Below are 24,819 nucleotides of genomic sequence, written 5' to 3'. Positions count from 1 at the left end.
TTGGGCAGGCGAAGCTCTTGGTGCCAACCGCCTCCATTTAAAGTGGGCAAGATACAACAAGCGAACCGTCGTACTTTTGCCTCCTAGCTTGTCATCAGTTCATGCCCGCAACTCCGCAACCCCTCGAACCCGGCGACTTTTACTACACGCCCGAAGGCTATCTGGTGTTCACAGAGCAATACCACCGACGGCGGGGCAGCTGCTGCAAAAACGTCTGCCGGCACTGCCCGTGGAGCTATGGCCGCGAGAAAAAAACGCCCCCCAGCGGCCCCGAGGGCAGCTAACACGCTATTTTTCAACGGGCCAGTTTGTCGGTGTCGGACTTTTACCGATATTTGCGTCCCTTTTTCCAGTACTGAAACCTCTTAAGTTCCTGATATCATGGCCCGAGTTTGTGATCTAACCGGCAAGCGTACCCGCGTAGGCAACAACGTGTCGCACGCCAACAACAAGACGAAGCGCAAGTTTTACCCCAACCTGCAGAAGAAGCGCTTCTACATTCCCGAGGAAGATTCCTGGGTGACCCTGAAAGTAGCGACCAGCACTATCCGCACCATCAACAAGAATGGCATCATGGCCACCTTGAAGAAGGCGAAGGAAAAAGGCTTCATCGTTTACTAAGGTTTTTTCGGCAGTTTTAGGAGCCGAGAGACGCGCCGGGCGAACTGCCCGGCCCCGACGCAACGTTGGGGCGCTATCCGCCGTCTTTCCCCCATTATGCTCCTATTTTTGTTGAAAAATGCCCCCCGGCTGGTCCGTGTCGCTTGCGTAGCGACGCTGCTGGCGAGTTTCGTACCAGAGGTGAGCGCCCAGCGCGCCGCTGGCCCCGACCGCCCTGCCGATTTTATGGACCCCGCCTTTCACCGGCAACGGAGAGAGCTGCTGCGACAAAAGCTGCCAGCTCGCTCCGTTGCCGTTTTGTTTGCGGCCCCCGTCCGCAACCGGGCCAACGACGTAGACTTTCAGTACCACCAGAACCCCGACCTCTTCTACCTCACCGGCTACGACGAGCCCGACGCCGTGCTACTGCTGTTCAAGGAGCCCCAGAACATTGGGGGGCAAAGTGGCGTGACCGAAGCCCTGTACGTGCAGCCCCGCGACCCCAAGGCCGAACAGTGGACGGGCCGCCGCCTCGGCACCGAGGGTACCAAGCAGCAGCTCAAGCTGCAATACGTAGAGGACAACAAGGAATTTGCCAACGCGAAGTTGCCCTGGAGCAGCTTCGAGCAAGTGCTGTTCCTGGATCAGCCCCAGGATGCCCGCGACGATGCCGCTAATCCCGGCGACGTATACAGCCTCATCCAAACCTTCCGTCAGGGGGCAAATTTCCCCGCCGACTACAATGCCAGCCGCAAAGAAGCGTATGATCTGATCCGCAAGTATGCTGGTACGCCCGCCGCCGCTAACCTGGGGCCTTACCTCACTAATCTAACGCAAGAGCAGCCCCAACTGGCCTCTGACCGTTATTTGCAAGCCTACCTGAAAGCCACCACCGACGACACGCGCAAGCAGGCCGTGGCTGCCCTGCCCGCCTCCCGCTTCGATGGCTCGGCCTTGTCGGCGTTGCTGGATGACATGCGCGAGGTGAAAACGCCGGAGGAGATGAAGCACCTGCGCCGGGCCATCCAGATTTCGGCCGTGGGCCAGCAGGAGGTGATGAAGGCGATGAAGCCGGATATGACTGAGATGGAAGTGCAGGGCCTGCACGAGTATGTGTACAAAAAGTACGGCGCCGAGTTTGAGGGCTACCCCAGCATTGTGGGGGCCGGCAACAACGCCTGCGTGCTCCACTACACCGTCAATGACAAGCCTCGCCTTGGTAATGAGCTGATTCTGATGGACTGCGGCGCCGAGTACCACGGTTACACCGCCGACGTAACCCGCACCATTCCGGCCACTGGCAAGTTCACCACCGAGCAGCGCCAGATTTACGAGTTGGTGCTGGCGGCACAACAATCCGGCTTCGAGCAGTGCAAGCCCGGCAACGCCTTCCAGGCACCCGATGAAGCCGCCCGAAAAGTTGTTGCCGAGGGCTTAATCAAGCTGGGTATCATCAAAGATGCCAAGGAAGCTCGCCGCTATTTCCCCCACGGTACGTCGCACTACTTAGGCCTCGATGTCCACGACCGAGGTACCTACGGACCCTTGCGCAATGGTAATGTTATTACTGTTGAGCCGGGTATTTATATTCCCGCCGACAGCCCCTGCGACAAAAAGTGGTGGAACATCGGCGTCCGCATTGAGGATGATGTGCTGGTAACGGACAAAGGCTGGGAGAATCTTTCCAAAGATGCCCCCCGCACGGTAGCCGATATTGAAGCCCTGATGGCCAAACCAAGTGCTCTGGACGATTTTAAGCTCCCGGCGCTGAAATAACACTAAGCTCCCGCTTGGGGAATCACTGCATGTAACGCGAAGTGGTGCTTCGCTCGTTGAACAATGCCGCCGGGGGGCTTTTTTGGTGATCTGTGCAGCTAAACAACGCAAGGCGAAGCACCACTTCGCGTTACATATATCTCCGGCTCAAGTAAAAAGTAAGAATTACATTGCCCTGACCGTTTGGTAATTCCGCAAAGGCTTGTACCTTTGCAGTCCTTAATCCAAAAAACCCCAGTCGAGATGGCTAAGAAAGGAAACCGGGTGCAGGTAATCCTGGAGTGCACCGAGCACAAGAACTCGGGCCAGCCAGGCACCTCGCGCTATATCACTACGAAGAATCGTAAGAACACTCCCGAGCGCATTGAATTGAAGAAATTCAACTCTGTCCTGCGGAAGATGACCGTTCACAAGGAAATTAAGTAAGCTGAGCAATGGCTAAGAAAGTAGTAGCAACCCTGAAAGTAGCGGGCGGAAAAGACTGGGCTAAAGTCATTCGTGCCGTGAAGTCGCCAAAAACCGGCGCTTACACCTTCCGCGAGGAAATGGTGCTCGTAGACAAAGTGCAGGAGTATTTGGCCTCCGGGACCAAGTAATTCGACGCCTTTGTGGCGTTCCTGTAGTAAGTGAAGAAGTCCCGCCAGCAGTGGGACTTTTTTGCGTTGTAGCACGAAGCTCCAGCCTCGTGCGTCGTTGCCCAATTAGTTTAGCTAGCTTGTGGTAACTATTTGCATGCAACGATACGCGAAGCTGGAGCTTCGCGCTACTTCCTCACCCATGGGACTTTTCGACTTTTTCAAAAAGGATAAAGAAAGCAAGGAGCAGCAGGAGTCGCTGGACAAAGGGCTGGAAAAGTCTAAAGCCAGCTTCTTCGACCAGCTCAGCAAGGCGGTTGTTGGCAAGAGCAAGGTAGACGAAGAGGTTCTCGACGATCTGGAGGGTGTACTGGTGCACGCCGACGTGGGCATTGATACGACCGTCAAGGTCATTAAGCGCATTGAGGACCGCGTGGCCCGCGACAAGTTCGTGAGTACCAGTGAGCTGGACCGCATTCTGCGCGAAGAAATTGCCGAGCTGCTCTCCGAAAACAACTCCGGCAGCGCCACCCTCGACCGGCCCGACACGGGTGCGTATACCGGGCCCTTCGTAATCATGGTGGTGGGCGTAAATGGTGTGGGCAAAACCACCACCATTGGCAAATTGGCCCACCGCTTCCACTCGGCCGGCAAAAAAGTGGTGCTGGGCGCCGCCGATACGTTTCGGGCCGCCGCCGTGGACCAGCTCATCGTGTGGGGGCAGCGCGTGGGCGTACCCGTCATTTCGCACGGTATGAACACCGACCCGGCTTCCGTAGCCTACGATGCCGTGCAGAAAGGCCTGGAAATGCAGGCCGACGTAGTCATTATCGATACGGCCGGCCGCCTGCACAACAAGGTGAACCTGATGAACGAGCTAAGCAAGATCAAGCGCGTGATGCAAAAGGTGATTCCCGATGCGCCCCACGAAGTGCTGCTGGTACTCGATGGCAGCACTGGTCAAAACGCTTTTCTGCAAGCCAAAGAATTCACGCGCGCTACGGAAGTTTCAGCGCTAGCTATTACCAAGCTCGATGGCACCGCAAAGGGTGGCGTGGTTATCGGTATTTCCGACCAATTCAATATCCCGGTGCGCTATATTGGGGTGGGGGAGAAGATGACGGATTTGCAGCTGTTTGACCGGCATACCTTTGTAAATTCGCTGTTTTCGAAGAAGTAAGCTGAAGTGTAAAAAAGCCCCCCAATCCGCATGGCCGGCGCTGGGGGGCTTTTTTACGCTTCACAGAGAAGGTGACGCCGCTGGGCCTCCTGCTCAGGAGTTAGCTACTGGCTAAAGCGCCAAACGAGGCGAAGTAGCTACACAGACGAATGAACGTTCAGTCTAGGAAAAGGCGTTGGCTCATGCGTACCTTTGCGCTCCCATTTTCGCGGCGAGCTGCTGGGGGCAATTCATTCAGGATTAGGCTCTTTAGTCTGCTTACTGCTTACTCTATTTTTATGAAAGTAAAAGGCACTCGGGCCAATAAAGTAAACGTCATTACGCTGGGCTGCTCCAAGAATGTAGTGGACTCGGAAGTGCTTATGGGCCAGCTCCGGGCCAACCAGTTCGATGTAACGCACGAGGCAGTTACTAGTGATGCCAACATTGTGATTATCAACACTTGCGGCTTTATTGATAACGCCAAGCAGGAAAGCATCGACACCATTCTGCGCTACGCTGACGAGAAAGAAGCGGGCCGCTTGGAGAAGCTCTACGTGACGGGCTGCCTGTCGCAGCGCTACAAGGCGGACTTGGAGGTAGAAATACCGCAGGTAGACGCCTACTTCGGGACGCTGGAGCTGCCACAGCTGCTCAAGACCCTGGAGGCTGACTATATGCACGAGCTGATAGGTGAGCGGCTGATTACGACGCCTTCGCACTACGCTTACTTCAAGATTGCCGAGGGATGTAACCGGCCCTGCTCGTTCTGCGCCATCCCACTGATGCGCGGCAAGCACGTGGATCGGCCGATGGAGGACCTGGTACGCGAAGCAAAGCGACTAGCTTCCATGGGCACGAAAGAGTTGATTCTTATTGCTCAGGATTTGACTTATTATGGCTTGCAGGCTTATGGCGAACGTAAGCTGGCTGACTTGCTCCGCAACCTGTCCGATGTAAACGGCATCGACTGGATTCGGCTGCAATATGCTTACCCTTCGCAGTTTCCGCTGGATGCTCTGGATGTAATGGCCGAGCGCTCCAATATCTGTAAGTACCTGGATATGCCCTTGCAGCATATTTCGGATAACATGCTGAAAACTATGCGTCGGGGCATCAGCAAGCGCCGCACCATAGAGCTGGTAGATACGATGCGCCAGCGCGTGCCGGGCATTGCGCTCCGCACGACGCTTATTGCGGGCCACCCCGGCGAAACGGAACAGGATTTTGAGGAGCTGTACGACTTCGTGGAGCGCACCCGCTTCGACCGGTTGGGCATTTTTACCTATTCGCACGAAGAAAATACCCATTCGCACTCTCTGGCTGATGATGTGCCTGCGGAGCTAAAGCAAGAGCGCGCCGACCAGATTATGGAGTTGCAGCAAGGAGTTTCGATGGAGCTGAACGAGCAGAAAGTTGGCCAGACCTATAAGGTGCTGTTCGACCGTAAGGAAAGCGGCTACTTTGTGGGCCGTACTGAATTCGACTCTCCCGAAGTAGATAACGAGGTACTGGTAGCGGCTACTCCTGATACCCACGTTCGCTTAGGCGACTTCGCACCCGTGCTTATCCACGACGCTTCGGACTTCGACCTATACGGCACGCTGGTTCGCTAAGACGGACCGACGACCCGTAGAAAAAAGCCCCCCAGAGCAAGTCGAAACTTGTTCTGGGGGCTTTTTTCTGCATGCAATAGAGTAGAAGCGGCGGTATTACAACATTGAAAAAAGCCCCCCGCATCCGTGAAAGCGCTTGGCTATTTCTCCCCCGCTACCGACGCGGGTGCCAGTATAGGCTCGGCGGCAGACGGAATAGCCGTAGCAGTGCGTGAGCGGCCCTTCAGCCGGAGGAAGGGCGTTTCGAAGTAGCGGTAGCTGACCCAGGCCATAGCGGCACTGATAAGCAAGGCTACGGCAGAATACACAAACACGAAGCTCAGGTTTTCGGGGCCGGGCCAGAAACGGCGTACGCCTATCAGCGCTATTTGCAGGCCGATAGGGTGGAGGCAGTAAAAACCGTAAGTGAAAGTGCCCCAATAAGTAAAGAGGCGGTTGCGGCTCATTTTGTAAAACGACTGAGTAGCATAGTTTTGCTCCAGAATAACGAATACAAAGAACAGCGCTAACACCACGCGCCGCCCAGTAAGCAGCACGGGGCCGGTAAGCAAGTGCTCTTGCCCGAGGATGAGGGAAAGGCCTGCTACGTAGCCCAAAACGATAGCAAGCCGGGACCAGGAGCTTACCCACTCCCGAAAGTTGGGCCGGTGAAAAGCAAGCCACGCCGCGCCCCCACCCATTACCAGATCAGACAGTACGGAGAACGTGTGCTGGTAGAGCACATCGCCGTCGGAGCGGTAGAGGTAGCGGAACGCCAGCGAAGAGGCGATGAGTAGAAAAAACAACGCTGGCCGGGCCCGACGGAAAAGCAAAAGCAGGAGCGGCCAGAACAAATAAAACTGTTCCTCAATAGCCACCGACCACAGCACGCTCAGGTTGAAGGCGGTAGCATCGGCGCCATCGTGAAACAGCGCCATATTAGCCAGAAAAGTAAGATAGTAGAAGGGGCTGGCCACCTCCTCCCAATCCTGCCCGCTCTTGATTTTCAGCCAGGGCATTACCAAAAAGCCGAATGCTACGCAGGCGTAATAGAGCGGCCAAATACGCACAATGCGGCGGCGATAGAAAGCCGGAATGTCGTAGCGGCCCCAGTTGCGCTCCTCCTCAAGCAGCAGATAGGTGATGAGAAAGCCCGACAGCACAAAGAAGAAATTGACGCCTACATGGCCCGTGCTCAGCGCGTTGAGCCCATAGCGGTAGGCCGCCGTCGACTGCACTTCGGGGCTGGGAAGATTGATGAAGCTATGGATCAAGAACACGGCCAGACACGCCACCGTCCGTAAGCCGTCGAGGTTGGGAAAGTAAGGACGTGGAAACATGCAACGGGACGAAATGGGAAAAGACGAGGCTAATTTACTGAAGGCCGAATACAGCGTGTATATACATTTAGGAATAAAATAGCTGGTGTTTCGGGACGCTTGTAACCAAATTCGGGGAAGCGGCACGGACAACTACGGAAATAGCCCGTTACTTTGTTGGGCTTGGCTGGTTAAACCAGTTTATCAGTACCTCAACTATGCACGCGACCTTCCTCCCTTACGCCGCTACCGGTGCTTTTTCTGCTTTAGTTACCGATTATCTGGCCCAGCACGCGGCGCTAAAGCCTTTTATCACCGCTTCCCGACTTTAGAGGCCTTTGGGGGGCAAGTGGAGGAGAAGCAAGCCAGCTATTCGGCTGATAGTCGGGCACGGCTGGTGGCTAGTCTGCGCGAGCAATACCAAGGCGAGAATTTGCCCCCCAGCGTGGCGGCTAATCTTGATTTGCTGGCCCAACCTACCACTTTTACCGTTACTACGGGGCACCAACTCAACCTCTTTACAGGGCCGTTATACTTCATTTATAAGCTTATAACTGCCGTAAAGCTGAGCCAGCAGCTGAAAGAAGCGTATCCGCAGCACGACTTTGTGCCGGTATACTGGATGGCCACCGAAGACCACGACTTCGCCGAAATCAACCACTTTAGCTTGTTTGGGAAGCACTACGAGTGGCAAACCGATAAAGAAGGTGGTCCGGTTGGCCGGATGGCGCTTGCTGGCCTGGAGGAACAAGTGCTCAGTCAGTTATCGGCGGATGTGCCAGCCGCTTTTACGGAAGCCTACCGGACCTCGGCTACCCTGGCCGGAGCTACGCGCAAGCTCGTAGCGGAGCTGTTCGGTGACATGGGGTTAGTTTGTCTGGACGCTGACGCGCCCGCCCTGAAGCAAGCATTAGTGCCGGTACTGGAGCAGGAAATAAGTGCGCAGGCGTCATTCAAAGCGGTGCAAACCACGAATGAGCAGCTCACTGCCGCTGGCTACAAGCCGCAGGTGTATGCCCGCCCGCTCAACTTATTTTTTCTGACCGACGAAGGCAAGCGGGAGCGCATAGAGCCCGATGGCGACGAGCTGGTAGTGCGCAACACCAATCTGCGCTATCAGCCCGAAGAACTGCTGACCCTCGCCCGCCAGCAGCCCGAATGCTTCAGCCCCAATGTGGTGCTGCGGCCCCTGTATCAGGAAATGCTGCTGCCTAACCTGTGCTACATCGGCGGCGGCGCGGAGGTGGCATACTGGTTCCAGCTGAAGCAGGTGTTTGCTGATAACAAGGTGCCGTTTCCGGTCCTTTTGCTGCGCAATTCGGGCCTGTATATAAGCAAGCCCAATGTGGGGAAGCTACGCAAGCTGGGACTGACGGCCGCCGATTTATTTCAACCGCTACCGGAGTTGAAAAAGCAGGTCGGCAGCACGTTGGGACAGGAAGAAGTTAGCTTGAAAGCCCAACAAGAAGCGCTGGGGGGCATTTTTAAAGAAATAACCGACCTCGCGCAGCGCCTCGACCCTACGCTTGTAAAAACGGTGGCTGCCGAGGCTCAAAAGGCGGCAGCCGGCATTGGCAACTTAGAAAAGCGCCTCAGCAAAGCCGCCGAAAGCAAGCACGAAATCGTCTTTACACAGCTTACAGCGTTAAAAGACAAGCTTTTCCCTAATGGCGACCTGCAAGAGCGCGTGGATAACGTGCTCAGCATTCTCATCAACAATCCTGAGTTCATGCAGCAGTTACTCGCTGCCTTCGAGCCGCTGGCGCTGGAGTTTACAGTACTAGAGGAAGAGTAAAGAGAGGAATACTAGAGCCCGCTTACTCTTGTCTGAGCAGCTATTTACTTGCTTATGCTGAAAGCAGACATCCGTCTTACGTTCTTAGCTCGCCGCCGGGCGCTGTCCGCCGCCGAAGTGCAACGGCGGAGTGCCTTGCTCACTCAGCAGTTTTTCAGCGGTTTTTCCGTGGCTGAGTGGCGTTGGCTGCATCTGTTTCTGCCTATTTCGCAGCAGAACGAGCCCGATACCTGGCTTATCATTCATCGAATCTGGGCAGAGTTTCCGGGCTTACAACTGGCCGTGCCCGTGGTGCAGGGCGATAGCTCCACTTTGCGCCACTATCAGTTTACAGCTAAGACGCGGCTGGCTGCAAACCGGTGGGGAATACCGGAACCTGAAGACGCTGAAGAAATGCCCCCCACCGTCTTCGATGCCGTGTTGGTACCGCTGCTAGCTTGCGACTTAGCCGGCAACCGGGTGGGGTATGGCAAGGGTTTCTACGACCGTTTTCTTACGCACTGCCGACCTGATGCGCAGCGTATTGGCCTGTCACTTGAGCCGCCTATTGCCCGGATTACGGACGTAGACCGCAATGACCAGACCCTGACGGCTTGTATTACGCCTGACCAGGTGTGGCACTTTGGCTAAGGGCGAACGGTGGTGCTATCCGAGGAGACTATTTCTACGCCACTAATACGAGCTTGGCCCCAGGGCGCAATACTGATGTTAACCAGCAAGGGCTTGCGGGCTCCGCGGCGCTCTATCTCCTGGCCGGTGCCCTCGGGTACATAGTAGCGCTCGAGGTTGTAGCGAATGCGCAGGTTGCGGCGCCAGCCGTCGGCTACCCAGCCGCGCAGCACCACCTGGTCGGTGGGGACATCGGGTTTTTTAGCATACACGCGCACCGCTTCGTAAGCCTCGCCAGCGGGCCGAAGCACCACGTATACTGGGTCGCCGCGGCGAGGGTGTGGGCCGGGCTCACGCCATAAAGCTGTGGGTAATTGACTGATAGTGTAGTTCAGGGTAACATAGTCGCCGTAGAGCAAATCACGCGGGTCGATGGGCGTAGTACGGAGTCTGATGGTGCGACCATAAGCCGTGGTGGCATAGCCTGCCGCCGCTACGGCTACTATAAACAGCACTTGCGCTGCTATGACCAACAGCAACAGCCGCCGCCGTTGGGCCAAGGGTAGCTGATCGGATAAGAGCGAGAACATAGATGTGTTTTGAGAAAATCAACCGCGGCTGCTGGCGCGGGCATTGCGCCGCCGCAGGTACCAGCTCAAGCCCAGCAAGAGTACGCCACCGCAGAGGAAAAACAAGGACTTGTCCATGAAGGCCCAGGTCAGCTTGAAGTAAGCCACCATGGTGGTCAGGATAAATAGAATGGTCCCCAGGGTTATGCGGTCGGGGTTTTGTTCGGCGTGGGCCCGCCATAGCACTGCCCCTGAGTAGGCATACAGTACCACCAGGGAGGCCACGGCCAGCGGTAGCCCACCCGACAGGTAGAAGCCCGGCAATAGCAGCAGCCAATCGGTAGCGCTGCCCATCCGGTTCCGTGTCCGCTTACCGGCCAGCGACACGGCCAGCACCACCAAGAGCGCCGCTACGTAAGCCAGTAACGGCGGACGAAGCATACCCGCATAGCTGCCTACTTCCCCGTATAGCGCCAGCCCCAGCATAAATAGATACGCCGTAATCAGGGACGGGCCTTGCAGAGCACGGCCGGCGGGGCGGTCAGTTTGCCAGTCGCCAGCGGCATAAATGAGCATGGCGGGCACGAAAAACCAGGTGATTTTGGCGTGTAAGTGAGCAATTAGTAAACCCGTTTGCCAAAGCAAGCCGCTGGCCAGTACTCCACCTAGTAATACGTCGGGGCGGCGCCACCAGTAGTAGCCTAGTCCGCCCGCCGTAAGCACCGCCGCCGCGTAGCTGAATGCTCCCAGTTGGCCGGTGGTGTAGCCCTGCACCACGCCCCCAATCACGACGGTAAGCACAAACAGAAACCGGCTGCGGTACAGATAAGTAAGAAGCGTGCCTGCCACGGCCCAGGCCACGAGTCCGGTCACATCGTAGCCGATCAGCTGGTACATCTGCCCGGTCAGAATGATGGCCGCGCCGAAGAGAATCAGGCCCAGCCCAACCAGGCCCATGCCCACCGAGCTATTACCGCGCCGCAGGAAAAATTCGCCCGTAGCATAAGCGCCCAAAAAGCCCCCCAGCAGCAGCGTGATGCGCAGCCACTCGGGCAGGCCCTGCCAGTTGGCGGCCACTAAGCTCAAGGCACTCAGCCCCACCAGTAGGCTACCCAGCAGCGGCAGCAAGCCGATAGCCCGCGCATCCTCCGGGTATAACTCCAGCAACTGCCGATGCTGCTCGGGACTGATAATGCCCTGCTTTACCCATTCCGGCCCATCAGTTTCAAGGAGTTTGCGGCTCATAGAGACTGCAACTTAGGGAGGGAGGAATGGAAGAGATAAGTACAAAGTACTCCATTCCAGTATCCTTGTAAATTCATCTTAGTAACAATTTTAAATCCTCAATAGATGATACTTGGCCTGACCTCCTATGCAGAATTGCATGGCAGTTAGGACAAACAGGTCGTAAATCTTTTACTGGGTCCACTTGATGATTCCCCTTAATATTTGCTAGCGGAGTAAGGTGATGAATGTGTATGAAGTTTTTGCCTATTTCACCATATCGATCCTCAAAATTAAAATTGCAAACACAACAAGAAAAACCATAATAATCAATACAAGCTCTTCTTGCCTTGTGATTTCTCTCATATTTTGTTTGTATTACTTGGATTACTTCTCCTTCCGTATAAACTTGTGGAATAGGGTTAGAGGCATTCACAAGGGGCGGGGAATGCTGCCTTACTCCAAATTTATGTTGAGAAGCAGGATAAATTTCCCATATCCCGTGCTTCTCTGGGTCATACTTTATTATTTTTTTATTTTCATCTTCAAAGCAGAAATCATATTGATTCTCTGGACTTGTCAGTCTTGGCTTGTTAGCGCCATGCCAATTTACTCTGGATGGACTGTTTACTGTTAAAAGGTGAGTTTGACAATTTATAGTTATTGGGTTTTGCCCAGGCCATTTATTATTAATGTAAATTTCTATTTCTGATTTTTCTATCTGGTTTTCACTGTTCTCAACAGCTTCTTTTACCATTTGCCATACAGAAAGCTTCTTCATATAAAATACTTTAAAAGTTTTGCGTTTTGCTATGCCTTTCCGGCCCGCGTCATCTCGCGCTTGCCGGGCGGCCCCGGAATCTTCTCTACCACCCAGCCTGTCGCTTTCAGGCTACGCCGGAAGCTGCCTTTGGCGCAGTAGCTCGTTAAAATGCCCCCCGGTGCCGTGGCCGCGAACAGCTGACTGAACACGGTATCCGTCCACATGTCGGGTTGCTTTTCGGGGGCGAAGGCATCAAAGTAGATAACATCGTAATGCGCTGCGGGTAGCTGGAAATCCTGCAACGCGGCGTGGAGCTTTCGTAGGGTAAAACGGGGCGTAATTCGCACTTCTTCATCCCAGGGCACAGCGTGGAGCTGGTAGTGAAACTCCTGCAGCTCAGGGTTTAGTATGTACCGCTCTATGCCCAGATCGGCAACGACTGCTGGCGGAAGTGGATATTTTTCCAGTGTATCGTAGTGGATCGATTGGGGGGCAAGTAGGCTTCGCTGTAGTGTGAGCAAGGCATTCAAGCCGGTGCCAAACCCGATTTCCAGTATCTGAATTTGCCCCCCGGAAGCTGCTAGCGTCAGCTCCAGGCCCGCTGCTAAGTACACGTGCTGAGCCTCCTGCACAGCGCCGTGGGTGGAGTGATAGTGCTCATCCAGCGCCGGCACGTAAAGCGTGCTGGAGCCATCATGTGTCATTCTGACTTCTACCTTTGGCTCCTCATTCGGTTCAATACGCATACTCCTGAACTCTTTATTATTCGTGAAATGGCCCGCGTAAAAGTAGCCTTACCCGCCGCATTCCCGCTTACCGTTCAGATACCAGTCCGTATCACCGACCTCAACTACGGCGCCCACCTCGGCAACGATGCCCTGCTCAGCATCCTGCACGAGGCCCGCGTGCAGTTTCTGCAGCATTGCCAGCTGCCCGAATTCGACCCCGCTACCAAAACCGGCCTCATCATGACCGATGTGGCCATAGAGTACAAAGGCGAAGGCTTCCACGGCGACGTGCTGCATATTCAGCTAGCCGCTACCGATTTGCATCAGTATGGCTTCGATGTGGTGTATTGGGTTAAAAATCAGGATGGTAAAGAAATAGCCCGCGCCAAAACCGGGATGTTGTGCTTTGACTATAACACGCGCAAGCTCCAGCGGCTGACTGAGGAGGTGGCAGCGCGGCTGCAATGATAGTATAAGGTCTATTGCAACCAAGTAGACAAAGACTCAGGTGCCCCCAACTGAAACCCTTGTCTCAAGCATTCGTCAAGTGCCGCCAGCTCAGTGGATGATAGTTCGCCAAGCTTACCATCAACCATACTAGCATCAAGGGTAGCTAGCTTCACGACTCGCACTAAAGAAGGTTTTTTAAGTGATTTAGCGAAGAGGGCTGTAACAGCACATCATAGGATTGCTGGTGCGTAAGAATAGAAGTAACGAAGGCAACTGTTGCGTCGGGTGCCTCAACCGCAACTACTACAGCGGGACGTTGCTTGCGGCCTTGCAGATTAGTGAAAGGGAATTGCACTAAAATAACGTCTCCCTTTTTCATTTATAACGCTCAATCAAATCATCGTCGGTGTATAAGTCCGGCTCATCGTGCAGAAAATCAAATGCTTTACTATGCTGCACAACGCTCGCCAAATCGGAGCGAAGTTCCCCCGCTGTTTCAGCCGCATCATGCTGATCACCGTTAGGTAGCTCCGGATGGCTTTTTTGAGCTAAAAAAGCGGCAAAATCGCGCACCGATACTACTTGCTGCTTGGGTAAAAGCTCTAATAACCGCCGTACTTCTTCTATAATCTGCTGCTGACTCATGGCTCAGGAAATTTGGCTGCGAAACCAAAATACGCATTTCAGGCCAATAGTTCGCTTACTGGAACCCAAGCGCCTGATAGGTTGTATCTTTGCCCTATGATATCCTTGCCCGTACTTACCAAGCGCGACATTCGCAAACTCACTCCTGACGAGCTCAAAGCCTTTATGCTGGAGCACAGCGAAAAGCCTTTTCGGGCCAAGCAGGTGCTGGAGTGGCTCTGGAAAAATACGGCCTCCTCGTTCGAGGAGATGAACAATATCAGCCTGTCCACGCGTGAGCTGCTGGCTCAGCACTTCGTCATCAACGGCGTAACGGTGCAAAATCAGCAGCTTTCCACCGACGGCACCATCAAATCGGCGTTCCGGCTGCACGATGGCAACATTGTGGAAGGTGTGCTCATTCCGCACGATACCCGCATGACGGCCTGTATCAGCTCGCAGGTGGGCTGCTCGCTGACCTGTAAGTTTTGCGCCACCGGCTACATGGAGCGCAAGCGCAACCTCGACGCGGCCGAAATCTACGATCAGGTAGTGCGCATCCGGGAGCAGTGCGAAAGCCAGTACGGCACGCCGCTCACCAACATCGTGTACATGGGCATGGGTGAGCCGCTGCTGAACTACGCCAACGTGGTGAAAAGCGTGGAGCGCATCACCGCCCCCGATGGCCTGAACATGGCCCCGCGCCGCATCACCATCAGCACGGCCGGCATCGCCAAGATGATCAAGAAGCTGGCCGACGACGACGTGAAAGCCAATCTGGCCCTGAGTCTGCACGCGCCCAACGATACTAAGCGCAACGAAATCATGCCTATTAACGAAGCCAACTCCCTGGCGGCGTTGAAAGAGGCGTTACAGTATTACCACCAGAAAACCGGCCGCAAAGTCACCTACGAGTACATTGTATTCGAGAACTTTAATGACACGCTGGAAGATGCCGCCGAGCTGTTTACCATCAGCAAGTGGCTGCCCTGCAAGGTGAACCTGATTGAGTACAACCCCATTGAAAACGCCAGCTACCAGAACGCCGAAGCCGACAAAATCACCGCCTTCCACAAGTTCCTGGCCGACCGCGGCGTCCAAACCAACATTCGTCGCTCGCGCGGCAAAGACATCGACGCAGCCTGCGGGCAGCTAGCCGTAAAGGAGAAGCCGGTAGCAGCTTAATTTACAAGAAGGGAAAAGCCCCCCAGAACTGTTCTGGGGGCTTTTTCTTGTCTGGCAGGATTGCACACTATTGAGGAGTATTCAGAAGCAAGAGCGTTTTATGACACTCGCGCATCATAGAATTAGTGAGTTTGGTGCTCAAGAAGGTTATAGCGGATGTCCTTTGCAGGAAGGAAGGCCTGCTATTTAACCTTGCCAAACCGATACGTAACTTCTAAATAAGCGGGCACAACTATTCCGTCTTCGCCATCGGTACCATACAAAACCCCGAGGCTGCCGCTCAGCCGGGCGGCAGCCATCCGCAGGCCCGCCAAGCCACCGAAGCCACCATCGACAATATACGTCTCATTGAGGAGCGATACCCGCCGCGACACTCTGGTTGCCCCTCCAATTACCAATACCGGGCTGCTTTCGACTTCACCGTCGGCGAATAAGTAGCCCAGCCCAAGCGTAGCGTTGTCGTCGGCGGTTCCGTAGCTGGCCAGTCCGTAGCCAATGCCGCCGGTCTCGCCAAAGACACTGGCAAACAGGACGCCCGCCCCGACGCTGAACTTCTCCGTCACGGCAAAGCCAGCTTTGGGCGTCACGGCCAGAATATTCAGACCCGCGCCCGGAACCAACCCCACTAGCCCGCCGATGGCTATGTTGTTAGTAATGCCGTAGTTGGCTCCCACAAAGAAAATATTAATGTCCTGTACATACCCCTCGCCTTGCCGCAGAGTACGGGCGGTGGGCGCGAAAAACATGCGGGTGCCATTGCCTACGGGTTCCCAGCCCTTTCCGGCCTGGTCGGAAGTCAGCGGCTGCATGCTTTTTATATTTGCCTGCTGCACCGTGATGCGCCCTACGTCCGTGGTCTGAAACTCGAACTCCCCGGCCCGCTGGGCTACGAGTCGGCCTATAAAGGAAGTGCCCGTGCGAAGCTCCACGGAGTACATCTGCCCCAACGAGTCCGGCGTTATCATTCCTCTTGCGGTCAAGCCAGGGTTGACACTCAGCATCTTCTGGCGTTCTTCGATGCTGGCGCGCACGGCCCGGAAGTCATTGATGGTAAAAGGGCGTTGCTTGATGCTGCCGTCAAGCATGGTAGCTTGAAGCGTAATCGTGCTATCGGGCGTTAGACGTTGGATGAAGCGGGCCTCGCGAAAGTCCTCGAACGAGTAGAACGGGAACAGCCCGTAGGTAATCTTCTCCTGACGGTCAATAGATTCTCCTACGATCGGACTCACCGTCAGTACCCTGATTTGGGGCGTAGCAGGCTGCTGAGCAACTACAGTTTGAGGCGCAAAAAAGCCCCCCAGAACCAGCAGAACTAATAGAAGGCTATACAGTGGTTTCATGCAAACGAGTACGTGAGGGCAGTGCCGTAAACGTACTTGTTTGCGCTAATATTTAAATACTACTACGTCCGAATAATCAGCCTTTTATTTCCGCCAGCTGCCTTGCGCCCGAGGGCGGCCCGTGCTGATTTCCTCCTTCGATTCGCCTATCGGCACTTCGCGTACTTCAATGCGTACCGCGTGGGCCTTAGGCTGTACTTTCTGCCCAAAGGCATCGGCAAACTCCTGGGTAAACTCGGCCCCGAAAAAGATAATGAGCGACGAATAGTTCACCCACAGCAGCAGAATAATAACCGAGCCCGCGGCTCCATAAGCCGAAGCTGGCTCAGCCTGTGCGATGTAGAAGGCAATCAGGAATTTACCCAATACGAACAAGCAAGCCGTGATAAAAGCGCCAATCCACACATCGCGCCACCGAATAATGGCATCGGGCAGAAAGCGGTAAATCAGGGCAAACAGGGAGGTGGTAATGGCCAGGGACAAAGCCAGATCGAGCAGACGGATGAAGAACACGGCCACGCCGGGTAGGAGCTGCTGCAGATAATCGGTGAAGGTGGTGAGCACCGCGCTGACGACGAAGGAGATAAGCAGCAGCAGGGCCACACTTAGAATTAAGCCAAACGACAGCAAACGGTCGCGGACAAACTGCCAGATACCGTTGCGGGGCTTCACCTTCAGGTTCCAGATATCGTTGATGCTTTCCTGCAGGGTAACGAAGAAGGTGGTGGCAGCGAAAATTAGCGTAGCAATACCAATCAGCGACGATAAACCGCCCTGCTGCTGCTGGTTGAACTTGTTGATAGAATCCTGAATGAACTTAGCTTCCTCGACACCTACTACGCCTCTGATTTGCTGAAAAAGCTGCCCCGTAATTGCTTCCGGCCCAAGCACCGCGCTGGCTGAGGTGATAACGATAAGCAACAAAGGAGGCAACGAAAAAATGGTGTAGTACGACAGCGCCGCCGCGTGGCGGAACGAGTTGTTCTGTATAAATTCGCCAGCCGTAGATTTGAGAATGCCAACGATGTCGGAAAGGCGATATGGTGTCATAGCTGAGGAAAAGCGAAGGAAAGGCTTTAAGTACTGGCTACTAGTACGGGCTAGTACGGCCGTGCGTTCGGCTGAGGCTTTCGTACGACTACGTATTCGCGCTTCGCGTATAGAAGCGCCCGCCCCACAGCCATTGAGCAAAGCTCAACGCTAAGTCGGTATTTTTCTCATTTCCTATCTTCTTGATAATGAAGGTTTCTGCTTCTTTTTTGCGTGCCATTAGCATCGGCTTGGCAGTTAGTTTTGTGCTTTACATGATGAGCTGCCAGCGAATTCGCGAAGTAGCTACCATCAGCGCTACGCCCGCCTATCCGCCCGGCCAGGGCTTCGACCTGGCGGGCTCCGACCCCCGCGCTATTGCCATTGCCGATACGGTGATGGCGCGCATGGGGGCTTTCAGAACTGGCAGAATACCCGCTATCTAGCCTGGAGCTTTTTTCGCGGCCAATACCAGATCTGGGACAAATACACCGGTGATTTTCACTGGGAGCAGGACAGCTTGGTGGCCAACTACAACCTGCTCACGCGCACGGGCAAGGCCTACAAAGGTGGCAAGGAAATAACGGATACGCCTGGTGGCCAGGAGCTATTGGAAAAAATGTATCCGGTTTGGGTCAATAACTCGTGGTGGCTGATTATGCCCTTCAAGCTCAAAGACTCGGGTGTGACGCTGACCTACCGCGGCCTGAGCACCACCTTCGAAAACGAGCCCGCCGATATTCTGCAAATGACGTTCAAAGACGTAGGCGTAACGCCCGAAAACCGCTACGAGATTCGGGTGTTGCGCAGCAGTGGCCTCGTGCAGGAGTGGTCGTATTTTTCCAAGGCCGATGACCCCCAGCCGGCCTTTCGTCGTCGCTGGAGTAACTACGCCCAGCACGGCAACATCCTGCTGGCCTCCGACCGCAGCGACCCCACCAAACCTGCTCGCATCGCTGATATAGCCGTTCGCCAGGCTGTGCCCGCTGGCACTATGGAAAGCCCCGTGCCGGTAGCCAAGCTGCAAAGCTCACTGTAGGAGGTGAAATAATGAGTGGTGAAATGGTGAGTTGACGTTCTGACGGCACAGACGGCATGATGATCTGAACGTCCAACTCATTATCTCACTGTCTCGCCAGCTCCCAGCGTAGCGTTTCTATGGGCGCTTGCTTGAGGTGGGTGGCCAGCTCGGCATCGTCTTTAAATTGTAGCTGGGCCAACATACTGGCTTCTACGCCCACCGTGAAGCGGTCTGTGGCAAAGGGCCAGGGCGTTATTACTACGGGGCCGTCGGGGCTGGGGCGGGCTACATCGTAGCGCTGCCCGTCGGGGCCGTGGCTGATTTCGAGGGCGCGGCCCATTTCGGGCAGTTCGTGGCGACACAGAATCAGGGAGAGCCGGTCGCACCACTGCATGAGGTCGTAGGCTTGCTGGGTTTCGGGTTTGCTGATGTTCAAGGCTTTGCGCCAGCGCTGCTGATCGGCTTTCTGCGCATCAAGAAAGGTGTCCAGCTCCTTTTTTGCCCCCTGAGCGATTCGTACAGAAAGCTAAGGTGCATGCTGGTGAGCAAGCTGCGCCACTGGCCCTGAAACCGTGCGGCCCGCAGTACGCCGGTGGCCTGCTCCAGGGAGAAGTCCTGCATCGTAAAATCGGCGGGCGCGCCAGTGGGGGTAAGGCCATAATGCCCATCCCAGGAGCGCTGCTCATCATCGTGCTGGGCCACGGCGGCCAGCAGGCCTACCCAGCGGTCGGTAGGGCCGAAGGGCGGCCAGTGCCAAGCTAGCTGCGCCGCCAGCAACGCGTGCGACTGCTGGTAGATAACCTGCCAGCCGTGGGTAGTGTAATTAACAATCATTTTCTAGCGTCAGGTTCTGGCAGAGGTACGCGAAGGCTGCGCGGAGGTTGGCTTTGCATTCTACGACTTCAGCGAAAACTTCTGCGTCTTCTGCGGGAAATACCGTTAGCACAAAAAAAGCCCCCCAGAAATTTTCTGGGGGGCTTTTTTGAGAAACCAATCTAGCGGCTCACCGTTACCGGCGCCTCTGCCTCATGCAAATGCAGAAGCATATCAGCCGTCATTTTATCTAAGTCAAACTTGGGCTGCCAGCCCCAATCCTGGCGGGCGCGGGAGTCGTCGATGCTGGCGGGCCAGGAATCGGCAATCTGCTGGCGCGAATCGGGCTGGTAGGTTACCTCAAAATCCGGCTCGTGGCGCTGGATAGCGGCCGTGATTTCGGCAGGCGAAAAGCTCATCGCGCCCAGGTTATAGGAAGAGCGAATTTTGATTTGCTCGGCCGGCGCGTGCATCAAGTCCAGGGTGGCTTTGAGCGCGTCGGGCATATACATCATGGGCAGGTAGGTATTCTCTTGCAGGAAACACTCGTAGGGTTGGTTGGCTACGGCTTTGTGGTAGATGTCCACGGCGTAGTCGGTGGTGCCGCCGCCGGGCAGGGTTTTGTAGCTGATCAGGCCAGGGTAGCGCAGGGAGCGCACGTCGAGGCCGTGGTTTTTGTGGTACCACTCGCACCACTGCTCCCCGGCCAGCTTGCTGATGCCGTACACCGTGCTGGGGTTCATAATGGTAAGCTGGGGAGTGTTTTGGCGGGGCGTATCCGGCCCGAACACGGCAATGGAGCTCGGCCAGTACACCTGGGCCACTTTATACTTTACGGCCAGGTCCAACACGTTCAGCAAGCCGTCCATGTTCAGACGCCAGCCAAACTCTGGGTTTTTCTCGGCTGTGGCCGACAGCAGCGCCGCCAGGTGATAAATCTGCTTGGGGCGGTATTGCTCAATAATGGCTTCGAGGCGGGGGCGGTCGAGCACATCGAGTAGCTCGAAGGGGCCGGCTTCTTGTAGCTCTGGCTGCTGGGGCAAGCGCACGTCGGCGGCAATTACGTGGTCGGCGGCGTAGCGTTGGCGCAGAGCGTGGGTAAGCTCAAAGCCGAGCTGTCCGCAGGCACCAATAACGAGAATGGTATCGCTGGGGGTGTTTTCCATGCTGAGAAAAAGGAAATGTGGGTTGGGTGGGGCTACAAAGATACCGGGTCGACCGGTTATGCCGGTATACCGGCCCGCCGGCACTCGCTCCGCAACTCCCGTGCCCAGCAGGTACACGCTGCGCTTAATGAGGAATTAGGAAGGAAGAATGAGTAATTTCGACCTTGTTGCTTGCTGACTATGGCTTATTTCCTCTTCGTTAAGTGCCGCCTGCTATTGGCTTTCTGTTGCAGTATTGTTGGCTTGGCCCAAGGTCAATCGGAGGCGCCCGTTACTTACCGCAATCTGGTGATGGAAGGCGGCGGCATCCGGGGCATTGCGTACGGGGGCGCGTTGGCGGAGCTGGAAAAACAAGGCGTGCTGGCCGGTATTCAGCGGGTGGGCGGCACGTCGGCGGGCGCTATTCAGGCGGCATTGCTGGCCGTGGGGTATTCACCCCAGGAAATCATTGAGGTGGTGAACAATACGCCCGTGCAGCGCCTCAACGATGGACGCCTCATTTTTTTGGGGGCAGCACGCGCCTGATTAAGCAATACGGCTGGTACCGCGGCGACCAGTTCACGAAGTATCTCAGCGACTTAGTGGCCCGCAAAACCCAAAACCCTGACCTCACCCTGGGTCAGCTGCACGAGCTTGCTCAGCAAGGCAAGGGCCGCGACCTGTACGTAACCGGCACCAACCTCACCAGCCAGCGCACCAACGTATTCAGCTACGAAACGCACCCCCGCCTGCGCGTAGCCGACGCCGTGCGCATCAGCATGAGCATTCCGCTGTACTTCCGGGCCGTGCTGCTCGATGAGCAGGGTCAGGTGGTGCGCAAGCCGGCCAAAGATCAGAAAGTGAATGTGTTAGTCGATGGTGGCCTGCTGGCCAATTATCCGCTCAACTTATTCGACCACGCCCGGTATTTGCCCCCCGGCACTACCGCGCCAGCCGCTGGGGGGCAATTTGTGAATCCCGAAACGCTGGGCCTGCGCCTCGACCGCGCCGAGCAGATTGCCTACGATACCCTGCCCGACGGCCGCCGCCAACTCGCACCCTACGACATCCACGATTTTGGCAGCTACATGGGCGCCTTCTACACGCTGGCCATCGAAAACCTGAACGCCACCGCCACCACCGACTGGCCCCGCACCGTAAGCATCAATACCTTAGGGTTTAATCCCAAAATCAAGCAGGTGTCGGCGGCGCAAAAGCAGTCGCTGATGGAAAGCGGCCGGCAGGGCGTGCAAGACTTTTTCGCTCGTTCGCAAGCCAAAAAATAACGAAAATTGCCCCCCACAGTTCTCGTTACGTATTCGACAATCATTTTCCCCAACTATATGTATACCACCCTCCAGCCCGACCTCGAAAACCAGTTGGCCGAGATAAAAGCCAACGGCCTGTTTAAGAAAGAGCGCATTATTACCTCGCCTCAGGGCGCTACCATCGAAACCAACGAGGCCGGGGAAGTGCTGAACTTCTGCGCCAACAACTACCTGGGTCTGTCATCGCACCCCGAGGTAGTTGAAGCGGCCAAAGCGGCCATCGATTCGCACGGCTACGGCCTGTCATCGGTGCGCTTCATCTGCGGCACTCAGGATATTCACAAAGAGCTGGAGCGCAAGCTGGCCGAGTTTCTGGGCACCGAGGACACGATTCTATACGCGGCGGCTTTTGACGCCAACGGCGGCGTATTCGAGCCTTTATTCAACGAGCAGGACGCCATTATTTCCGACGCTCTGAACCATGCTTCCATCATTGATGGGGTGCGCCTGTGCAAAGCTCAGCGCTACCGCTACACTCACAACGACATGCAGGACCTGGAGAAGCAGCTTCAGGACGCCCAGCAGAAAGGCAGCCGCCACCGCATCATTGTCACGGACGGCTCCTTCAGCATGGACGGCACCATTGCGCGCCTCGACCAGATCTGCGACCTCGCCGATAAGTACCAAGCGTTGGTAATGGTCGATGAATGCCACTCGACGGGCTTTTTGGGCAAAACCGGCCGCGGCACCCACGAGCTGCGCGGCGTGATGGGCCGCGTGGATATTATTACGGGCACGCTGGGCAAAGCGCTGGGCGGCGCCATGGGCGGCTTCACGACGGGCCGCAAGGAAATCATTGAGATGCTGCGTCAGCGTAGCCGGCCCTATCTGTTTTCAAACACGCTGGCACCGGCCATCGTAGGCGCTTCGTTGCGCGTGCTGGAGCTGCTGAATGAAAGCACCGAGCTGCGCGACCGGCTGGAAGCAAACACGACGTATTTCCGCGAAAAAATGACCGCTGCCGGCTTCGATATCAAGCCCGGCGAGCACCCCATCGTGCCCGTCATGCTCTACGACGCCAAGCTGGCCCAGGAATTTGCAGCCAAAATGCTGGATAAGGGCATCTATGTTATCGGTTTCTACTACCCCGTCGTGCCCCAGGGCCAGGCCCGGATTCGGGTGCAGCTTTCCGCTGCTCATACGCGCGAACATCTGGACAAGGCCATTGCCGCCTTCATTGAAGTTGGGCAGGAGCTAGGGACGCTGAAGGACCGCAGCGCCGCCCAGCCCGAAGCCGGTCAGGTAGTGACGAACACACCGTAGTTGCTCACAGTTTAAGTAATGAAGATGTTTAGGAGGTCCCAAAAAGCCACCAGAACGTCATGCTGAGCGGAGTCGAAGCATCTCTACCGAATAGTAATCTCAATCGTTGCTCAACGAAGCGGGAGATATGCTTCGACAAGCGGACGCCAGATGCAGCATGACAAAGACGAATTTTTAAACAGTTTAACCAAAAAAAGCCCCCGGAGATTGTCTGGGGGGCTTTTTTGCGCTTGAGTAATGCGTGGTAGTGGGGTTGCCGTTTGATACAACTATTCTGGTTATGAAGACACAATAAGCTTTTTTTGCGGTTTTACGTAAGCCGCCTTCTGTAGTCCGTGCCTCGTACTTGCTCCTCCTATGTCTTTTTACAATATCGCCCTGGTTCTGGTCGGCGTAGCCATTTTGGGCGTGGCTTGGTTGCCTTCTCTGCTGGAGAAATACCCGCTCTCTTACCCTATTCTATACATTGCTTTAGGCATGGGAGTGTTTATGCTGCCCACCGACCTGCCAACTGCCGACCCCCTGGAGCACCAGAAATTGGTGACCCATCTGTCGGAGCTGTGCGTCATCATTGCCCTGACCGGCACGGGCCTCAAGATAGACCGGCCGTTTTCGTTCAATACCTGGCGCGTGCCTATTAAGCTGGTGCTGGTGTTAATGATTCTGACTATTGCCGGCATCACGTTGGCGGGCATGACCCTGGCCGGCTTAGCACTTCCCTCAGCCGTGCTACTAGCCGCCGCGCTGGCCCCCACCGACCCCGTGCTGGCCGGCGATGTGCAGGTAGGCGACCCCGGCGAGGGCCGAGAAGATAACGTCCGCTTTTCCCTCACTGGCGAGGCCGGGCTTAACGATGGGCTGGCGTTTCCGTTCGTGTATCTGGCTCTGGCGCTGCTGCCCGCCGCCCTGCCCCTGGCCGACCGGATGATTCATTGGGTGTGGCTGGATTTGCTTTACCGGGTAGGGGCCGGCGTACTGCTGGGATGGTTATCGGGTGAGCTGTTGGCTTACCTGATCTTCAACCTGCCCAAGCGCCTTAGTTTAAGACCAAGTGCGTATGGCTTTGTGGCGTTGGCCGTAACGCTTACCAGCTACGGTGTTACGGAGCTGCTGCACGGCTATGGCTTCCTGGCTGTGTTTGTTGCTTCCATTACCCTCCGTGGCCGCGAGCGTAAACACGAGTATCACAAGCAGATGCACGCCTTCACCGACCAGATGGAGCGGCTGCTGATTGTAATCATCCTGATCCTGTTTGGGGGCGCTATCATGCAGGGGCTGTTGGCGCCGCTAACTTGGTCCGGAGCGCTGCTTGGCTTGCTACTGGTCCTAGTCCTGCGGCCTTTGGGCGGCCTGCTGACGCTGGTAGGATCAAAAAGGGTAAATACGGCTGAGCGCAGCGTGATTTCTTTCTTCGGAATCCGGGGCATTGGCTCCATCTTCTACTTGTCCTTTGCCTTGGAGAAGGCCGAGTTTCCTCAAGCCCGCTTGCTCTGGGCTATACTAGGCTTCACCATGCTGGTATCCATTGTATTGCATGGCATATTGGCCACGCCCGTCATGAACTGGCTGGACCGCCGCCACGGCCGGAAAATAGCGGCCGAAATAAGCGAAAGCAAAGAAGTAGAAACGGCCACCGCTGCGCAATAATCAGGTGAAAAGTCGTTGCCTCGGCATACAAGCACAGCGGTCTGTACCTTTGCCAATCTCTTCCGTAACGACTTTCGTATCTGAGCAGGTTTAGAGTGCTGCAAGACACGGCCACGGGCTCCACTTGCAAATGGCAGCTGTTTTTTGGAAGCTTTACCATACTTCCCCTTAGTGCTGCCCGCTTCGTACCCATTCCCCGCTGCTGTCAGACGCCGTTGATTATCTGGATGAGGAAATACTTTTTAAGCTCCGGCAGGGTAAT

At 55.6% G+C, this 24,819-nt stretch carries 27 protein-coding genes and 1 pseudogene; 17 read left to right on the top strand and 11 right to left on the bottom strand.

The window, feature by feature from the left end; all coding sequences use genetic code 11:
- Window positions 1-101: 101 nt before the first annotated feature.
- The 7 genes from MKZ35_RS15175 to rimO all read left to right on the top strand — a co-directional run bounded on the left by MKZ35_RS15175 (window position 102) and on the right by rimO (window position 5,726).
- Entirely contained in the window at window positions 102-284 is a 183-nt protein-coding gene (locus MKZ35_RS15175; RefSeq protein WP_482514058.1) for a C1orf53 family protein, read from the top strand.
- Window positions 285-381: 97 nt separating this feature from the next.
- Window positions 382-621, top strand: coding sequence for a 50S ribosomal protein L28 (gene rpmB / locus MKZ35_RS15170; RefSeq protein ID WP_084445221.1), 240 nt, complete (start codon window positions 382-384; stop codon window positions 619-621).
- Between the two features lie 96 nt (window positions 622-717).
- A complete protein-coding gene (locus MKZ35_RS15165) occupies window positions 718-2,376 on the top strand; it encodes an aminopeptidase P N-terminal domain-containing protein (protein WP_482514057.1) in 1,659 nt (552 codons plus the stop codon).
- Between the two features lie 243 nt (window positions 2,377-2,619).
- On the top strand, window positions 2,620-2,802 hold the full coding sequence (gene rpmG / locus MKZ35_RS15160) for a 50S ribosomal protein L33 (protein WP_084445215.1): 183 nt from the start codon (window positions 2,620-2,622) through the stop codon (window positions 2,800-2,802).
- 8 nt (window positions 2,803-2,810) lie between these two features.
- Window positions 2,811-2,972, top strand: coding sequence for a DUF4295 domain-containing protein (locus MKZ35_RS15155; protein WP_133271382.1), 162 nt, complete (start codon window positions 2,811-2,813; stop codon window positions 2,970-2,972).
- Between the two features lie 181 nt (window positions 2,973-3,153).
- Window positions 3,154-4,131: a signal recognition particle-docking protein FtsY gene (gene ftsY, locus MKZ35_RS15150; RefSeq protein ID WP_482514767.1), complete on the top strand. Its 978-nt coding sequence runs from the start codon at window positions 3,154-3,156 to the stop codon at window positions 4,129-4,131.
- Between the two features lie 278 nt (window positions 4,132-4,409).
- Window positions 4,410-5,726: a 30S ribosomal protein S12 methylthiotransferase RimO gene (gene rimO, locus MKZ35_RS15145; RefSeq protein WP_482514056.1), complete on the top strand. Its 1,317-nt coding sequence runs from the start codon at window positions 4,410-4,412 to the stop codon at window positions 5,724-5,726.
- 140 nt (window positions 5,727-5,866) lie between these two features.
- Here rimO and MKZ35_RS15140 read toward each other — a convergent pair whose 3' ends face one another.
- A complete protein-coding gene (locus tag MKZ35_RS15140) occupies window positions 5,867-7,045 on the bottom strand; it encodes an acyltransferase family protein (protein ID WP_482514055.1) in 1,179 nt (392 codons plus the stop codon).
- A 328-nt stretch (window positions 7,046-7,373) separates the two neighbouring features.
- Here MKZ35_RS15140 and bshC point away from each other — a divergent pair, with 328 nt between their 5' ends.
- Window positions 7,374-8,819, top strand: a complete 1,446-nt coding sequence (bshC, locus tag MKZ35_RS15135) for a bacillithiol biosynthesis cysteine-adding enzyme BshC (RefSeq protein WP_482514054.1) — start codon at window positions 7,374-7,376, stop codon at window positions 8,817-8,819.
- 54 nt (window positions 8,820-8,873) lie between these two features.
- Window positions 8,874-9,449, top strand: coding sequence for a 5-formyltetrahydrofolate cyclo-ligase (locus tag MKZ35_RS15130; RefSeq protein WP_482514053.1), 576 nt, complete (start codon window positions 8,874-8,876; stop codon window positions 9,447-9,449).
- On the opposite strand, the gene MKZ35_RS15125 is transcribed toward MKZ35_RS15130, so the two are convergent.
- The 4 genes from MKZ35_RS15125 to mnmC2 form a co-directional block, all read right to left on the bottom strand.
- Window positions 9,446-10,018 (bottom strand): GDYXXLXY domain-containing protein, encoded by a 573-nt coding sequence (locus MKZ35_RS15125; protein ID WP_482514052.1) that lies wholly within the window; start codon window positions 10,016-10,018, stop codon window positions 9,446-9,448. The genes MKZ35_RS15130 and MKZ35_RS15125 overlap by 4 nt on opposite strands.
- 18 nt (window positions 10,019-10,036) lie before the next feature.
- The gene (locus tag MKZ35_RS15120) at window positions 10,037-11,242 is read right to left on the bottom strand and encodes a DUF2157 domain-containing protein (protein ID WP_482514051.1); all 1,206 of its coding nucleotides are present in this window, start codon (window positions 11,240-11,242) and stop codon (window positions 10,037-10,039) included.
- Between the two features lie 73 nt (window positions 11,243-11,315).
- The gene (locus MKZ35_RS15115; protein ID WP_482514050.1) at window positions 11,316-12,002 is read right to left on the bottom strand and encodes an HNH endonuclease; all 687 of its coding nucleotides are present in this window, start codon (window positions 12,000-12,002) and stop codon (window positions 11,316-11,318) included.
- Window positions 12,003-12,031: 29 nt separating this feature from the next.
- Entirely contained in the window at window positions 12,032-12,730 is a 699-nt protein-coding gene (gene mnmC2 / locus MKZ35_RS15110; protein WP_482514049.1) for a tRNA (5-methylaminomethyl-2-thiouridine)(34)-methyltransferase MnmC2, read from the bottom strand.
- Window positions 12,731-12,757: 27 nt separating this feature from the next.
- On the opposite strand from mnmC2, the gene MKZ35_RS15105 reads away from it, so the two are divergent.
- Window positions 12,758-13,180, top strand: a complete 423-nt coding sequence (locus MKZ35_RS15105; RefSeq protein WP_482514048.1) for a thioesterase family protein — start codon at window positions 12,758-12,760, stop codon at window positions 13,178-13,180.
- A 163-nt stretch (window positions 13,181-13,343) separates the two neighbouring features.
- Here the strand turns inward: MKZ35_RS15105 and MKZ35_RS15100 are convergent, their stop codons facing one another.
- Together MKZ35_RS15100 and MKZ35_RS15095 are read right to left on the bottom strand one after the other, a co-directional pair.
- Window positions 13,344-13,541, bottom strand: a complete 198-nt coding sequence (locus MKZ35_RS15100) for a type II toxin-antitoxin system PemK/MazF family toxin (protein WP_482514047.1) — start codon at window positions 13,539-13,541, stop codon at window positions 13,344-13,346.
- Window positions 13,538-13,807, bottom strand: a complete 270-nt coding sequence (locus tag MKZ35_RS15095) for a hypothetical protein (protein WP_482514046.1) — start codon at window positions 13,805-13,807, stop codon at window positions 13,538-13,540. The genes MKZ35_RS15100 and MKZ35_RS15095 overlap by 4 nt, the downstream gene beginning before the upstream one ends.
- Before the next feature lie 96 nt (window positions 13,808-13,903).
- Here MKZ35_RS15095 and rlmN point away from each other — a divergent pair, with 96 nt between their 5' ends.
- Complete coding sequence (gene rlmN, locus MKZ35_RS15090; RefSeq protein ID WP_482514045.1) at window positions 13,904-14,971, top strand: dual-specificity RNA methyltransferase RlmN; 1,068 nt, start codon at window positions 13,904-13,906, stop codon at window positions 14,969-14,971.
- 182 nt (window positions 14,972-15,153) lie between these two features.
- On the opposite strand, the gene MKZ35_RS15085 is transcribed toward rlmN, so the two are convergent.
- Complete coding sequence (locus MKZ35_RS15085) at window positions 15,154-16,311, bottom strand: hypothetical protein (RefSeq protein ID WP_482514044.1); 1,158 nt, start codon at window positions 16,309-16,311, stop codon at window positions 15,154-15,156.
- Between the two features lie 84 nt (window positions 16,312-16,395).
- Entirely contained in the window at window positions 16,396-17,361 is a 966-nt protein-coding gene (locus MKZ35_RS15080; RefSeq protein ID WP_482514043.1) for a YihY/virulence factor BrkB family protein, read from the bottom strand.
- A gap of 188 nt (window positions 17,362-17,549) precedes the next feature.
- Here MKZ35_RS15080 and MKZ35_RS15075 point away from each other — a divergent pair, with 188 nt between their 5' ends.
- Both MKZ35_RS15075 and MKZ35_RS15070 read left to right on the top strand, forming a co-directional pair.
- The gene (locus tag MKZ35_RS15075; protein ID WP_482514042.1) at window positions 17,550-17,786 is read left to right on the top strand and encodes a hypothetical protein; all 237 of its coding nucleotides are present in this window, start codon (window positions 17,550-17,552) and stop codon (window positions 17,784-17,786) included.
- A gap of 74 nt (window positions 17,787-17,860) precedes the next feature.
- The gene (locus tag MKZ35_RS15070; protein ID WP_482514041.1) at window positions 17,861-18,379 is read left to right on the top strand and encodes a hypothetical protein; all 519 of its coding nucleotides are present in this window, start codon (window positions 17,861-17,863) and stop codon (window positions 18,377-18,379) included.
- A gap of 85 nt (window positions 18,380-18,464) precedes the next feature.
- Here the strand turns inward: MKZ35_RS15070 and MKZ35_RS15065 are convergent.
- Window positions 18,465-19,195 (bottom strand): annotated as a pseudogene (locus MKZ35_RS15065) (DUF3891 family protein).
- A gap of 161 nt (window positions 19,196-19,356) precedes the next feature.
- Window positions 19,357-20,340, bottom strand: a complete 984-nt coding sequence (locus tag MKZ35_RS15060; protein ID WP_482514040.1) for an NAD-dependent epimerase/dehydratase family protein — start codon at window positions 20,338-20,340, stop codon at window positions 19,357-19,359.
- Between the two features lie 180 nt (window positions 20,341-20,520).
- Between MKZ35_RS15060 and MKZ35_RS15055 the strand changes: the two genes are divergently transcribed.
- From MKZ35_RS15055 to MKZ35_RS15040, 4 genes are all read left to right on the top strand, one after another.
- Window positions 20,521-20,865 (top strand): patatin-like phospholipase family protein, encoded by a 345-nt coding sequence (locus MKZ35_RS15055; protein WP_482514039.1) that lies wholly within the window; start codon window positions 20,521-20,523, stop codon window positions 20,863-20,865.
- Window positions 20,862-21,605 carry a patatin-like phospholipase family protein gene (locus tag MKZ35_RS15050; protein ID WP_482514766.1) on the top strand — a complete coding sequence of 248 codons (744 nt, stop codon included), beginning with the start codon at window positions 20,862-20,864 and terminating at the stop codon, window positions 21,603-21,605. Before MKZ35_RS15055 ends, MKZ35_RS15050 begins: the two co-directional genes overlap by 4 nt.
- Before the next feature lie 57 nt (window positions 21,606-21,662).
- The gene (gene kbl, locus MKZ35_RS15045) at window positions 21,663-22,910 is read left to right on the top strand and encodes a glycine C-acetyltransferase (protein ID WP_482514038.1); all 1,248 of its coding nucleotides are present in this window, start codon (window positions 21,663-21,665) and stop codon (window positions 22,908-22,910) included.
- 357 nt (window positions 22,911-23,267) lie between these two features.
- The gene (locus tag MKZ35_RS15040) at window positions 23,268-24,557 is read left to right on the top strand and encodes a cation:proton antiporter (RefSeq protein WP_482514037.1); all 1,290 of its coding nucleotides are present in this window, start codon (window positions 23,268-23,270) and stop codon (window positions 24,555-24,557) included.
- Window positions 24,558-24,819: the final 262 nt, after the last annotated feature.

The sequence above is a fragment of the Hymenobacter sp. R533113 genome, from assembly GCF_056835965.1.
Note: the sequence above shows the minus strand (reverse complement) of the source record. Positions and strands in the feature narration are given on the sequence as shown.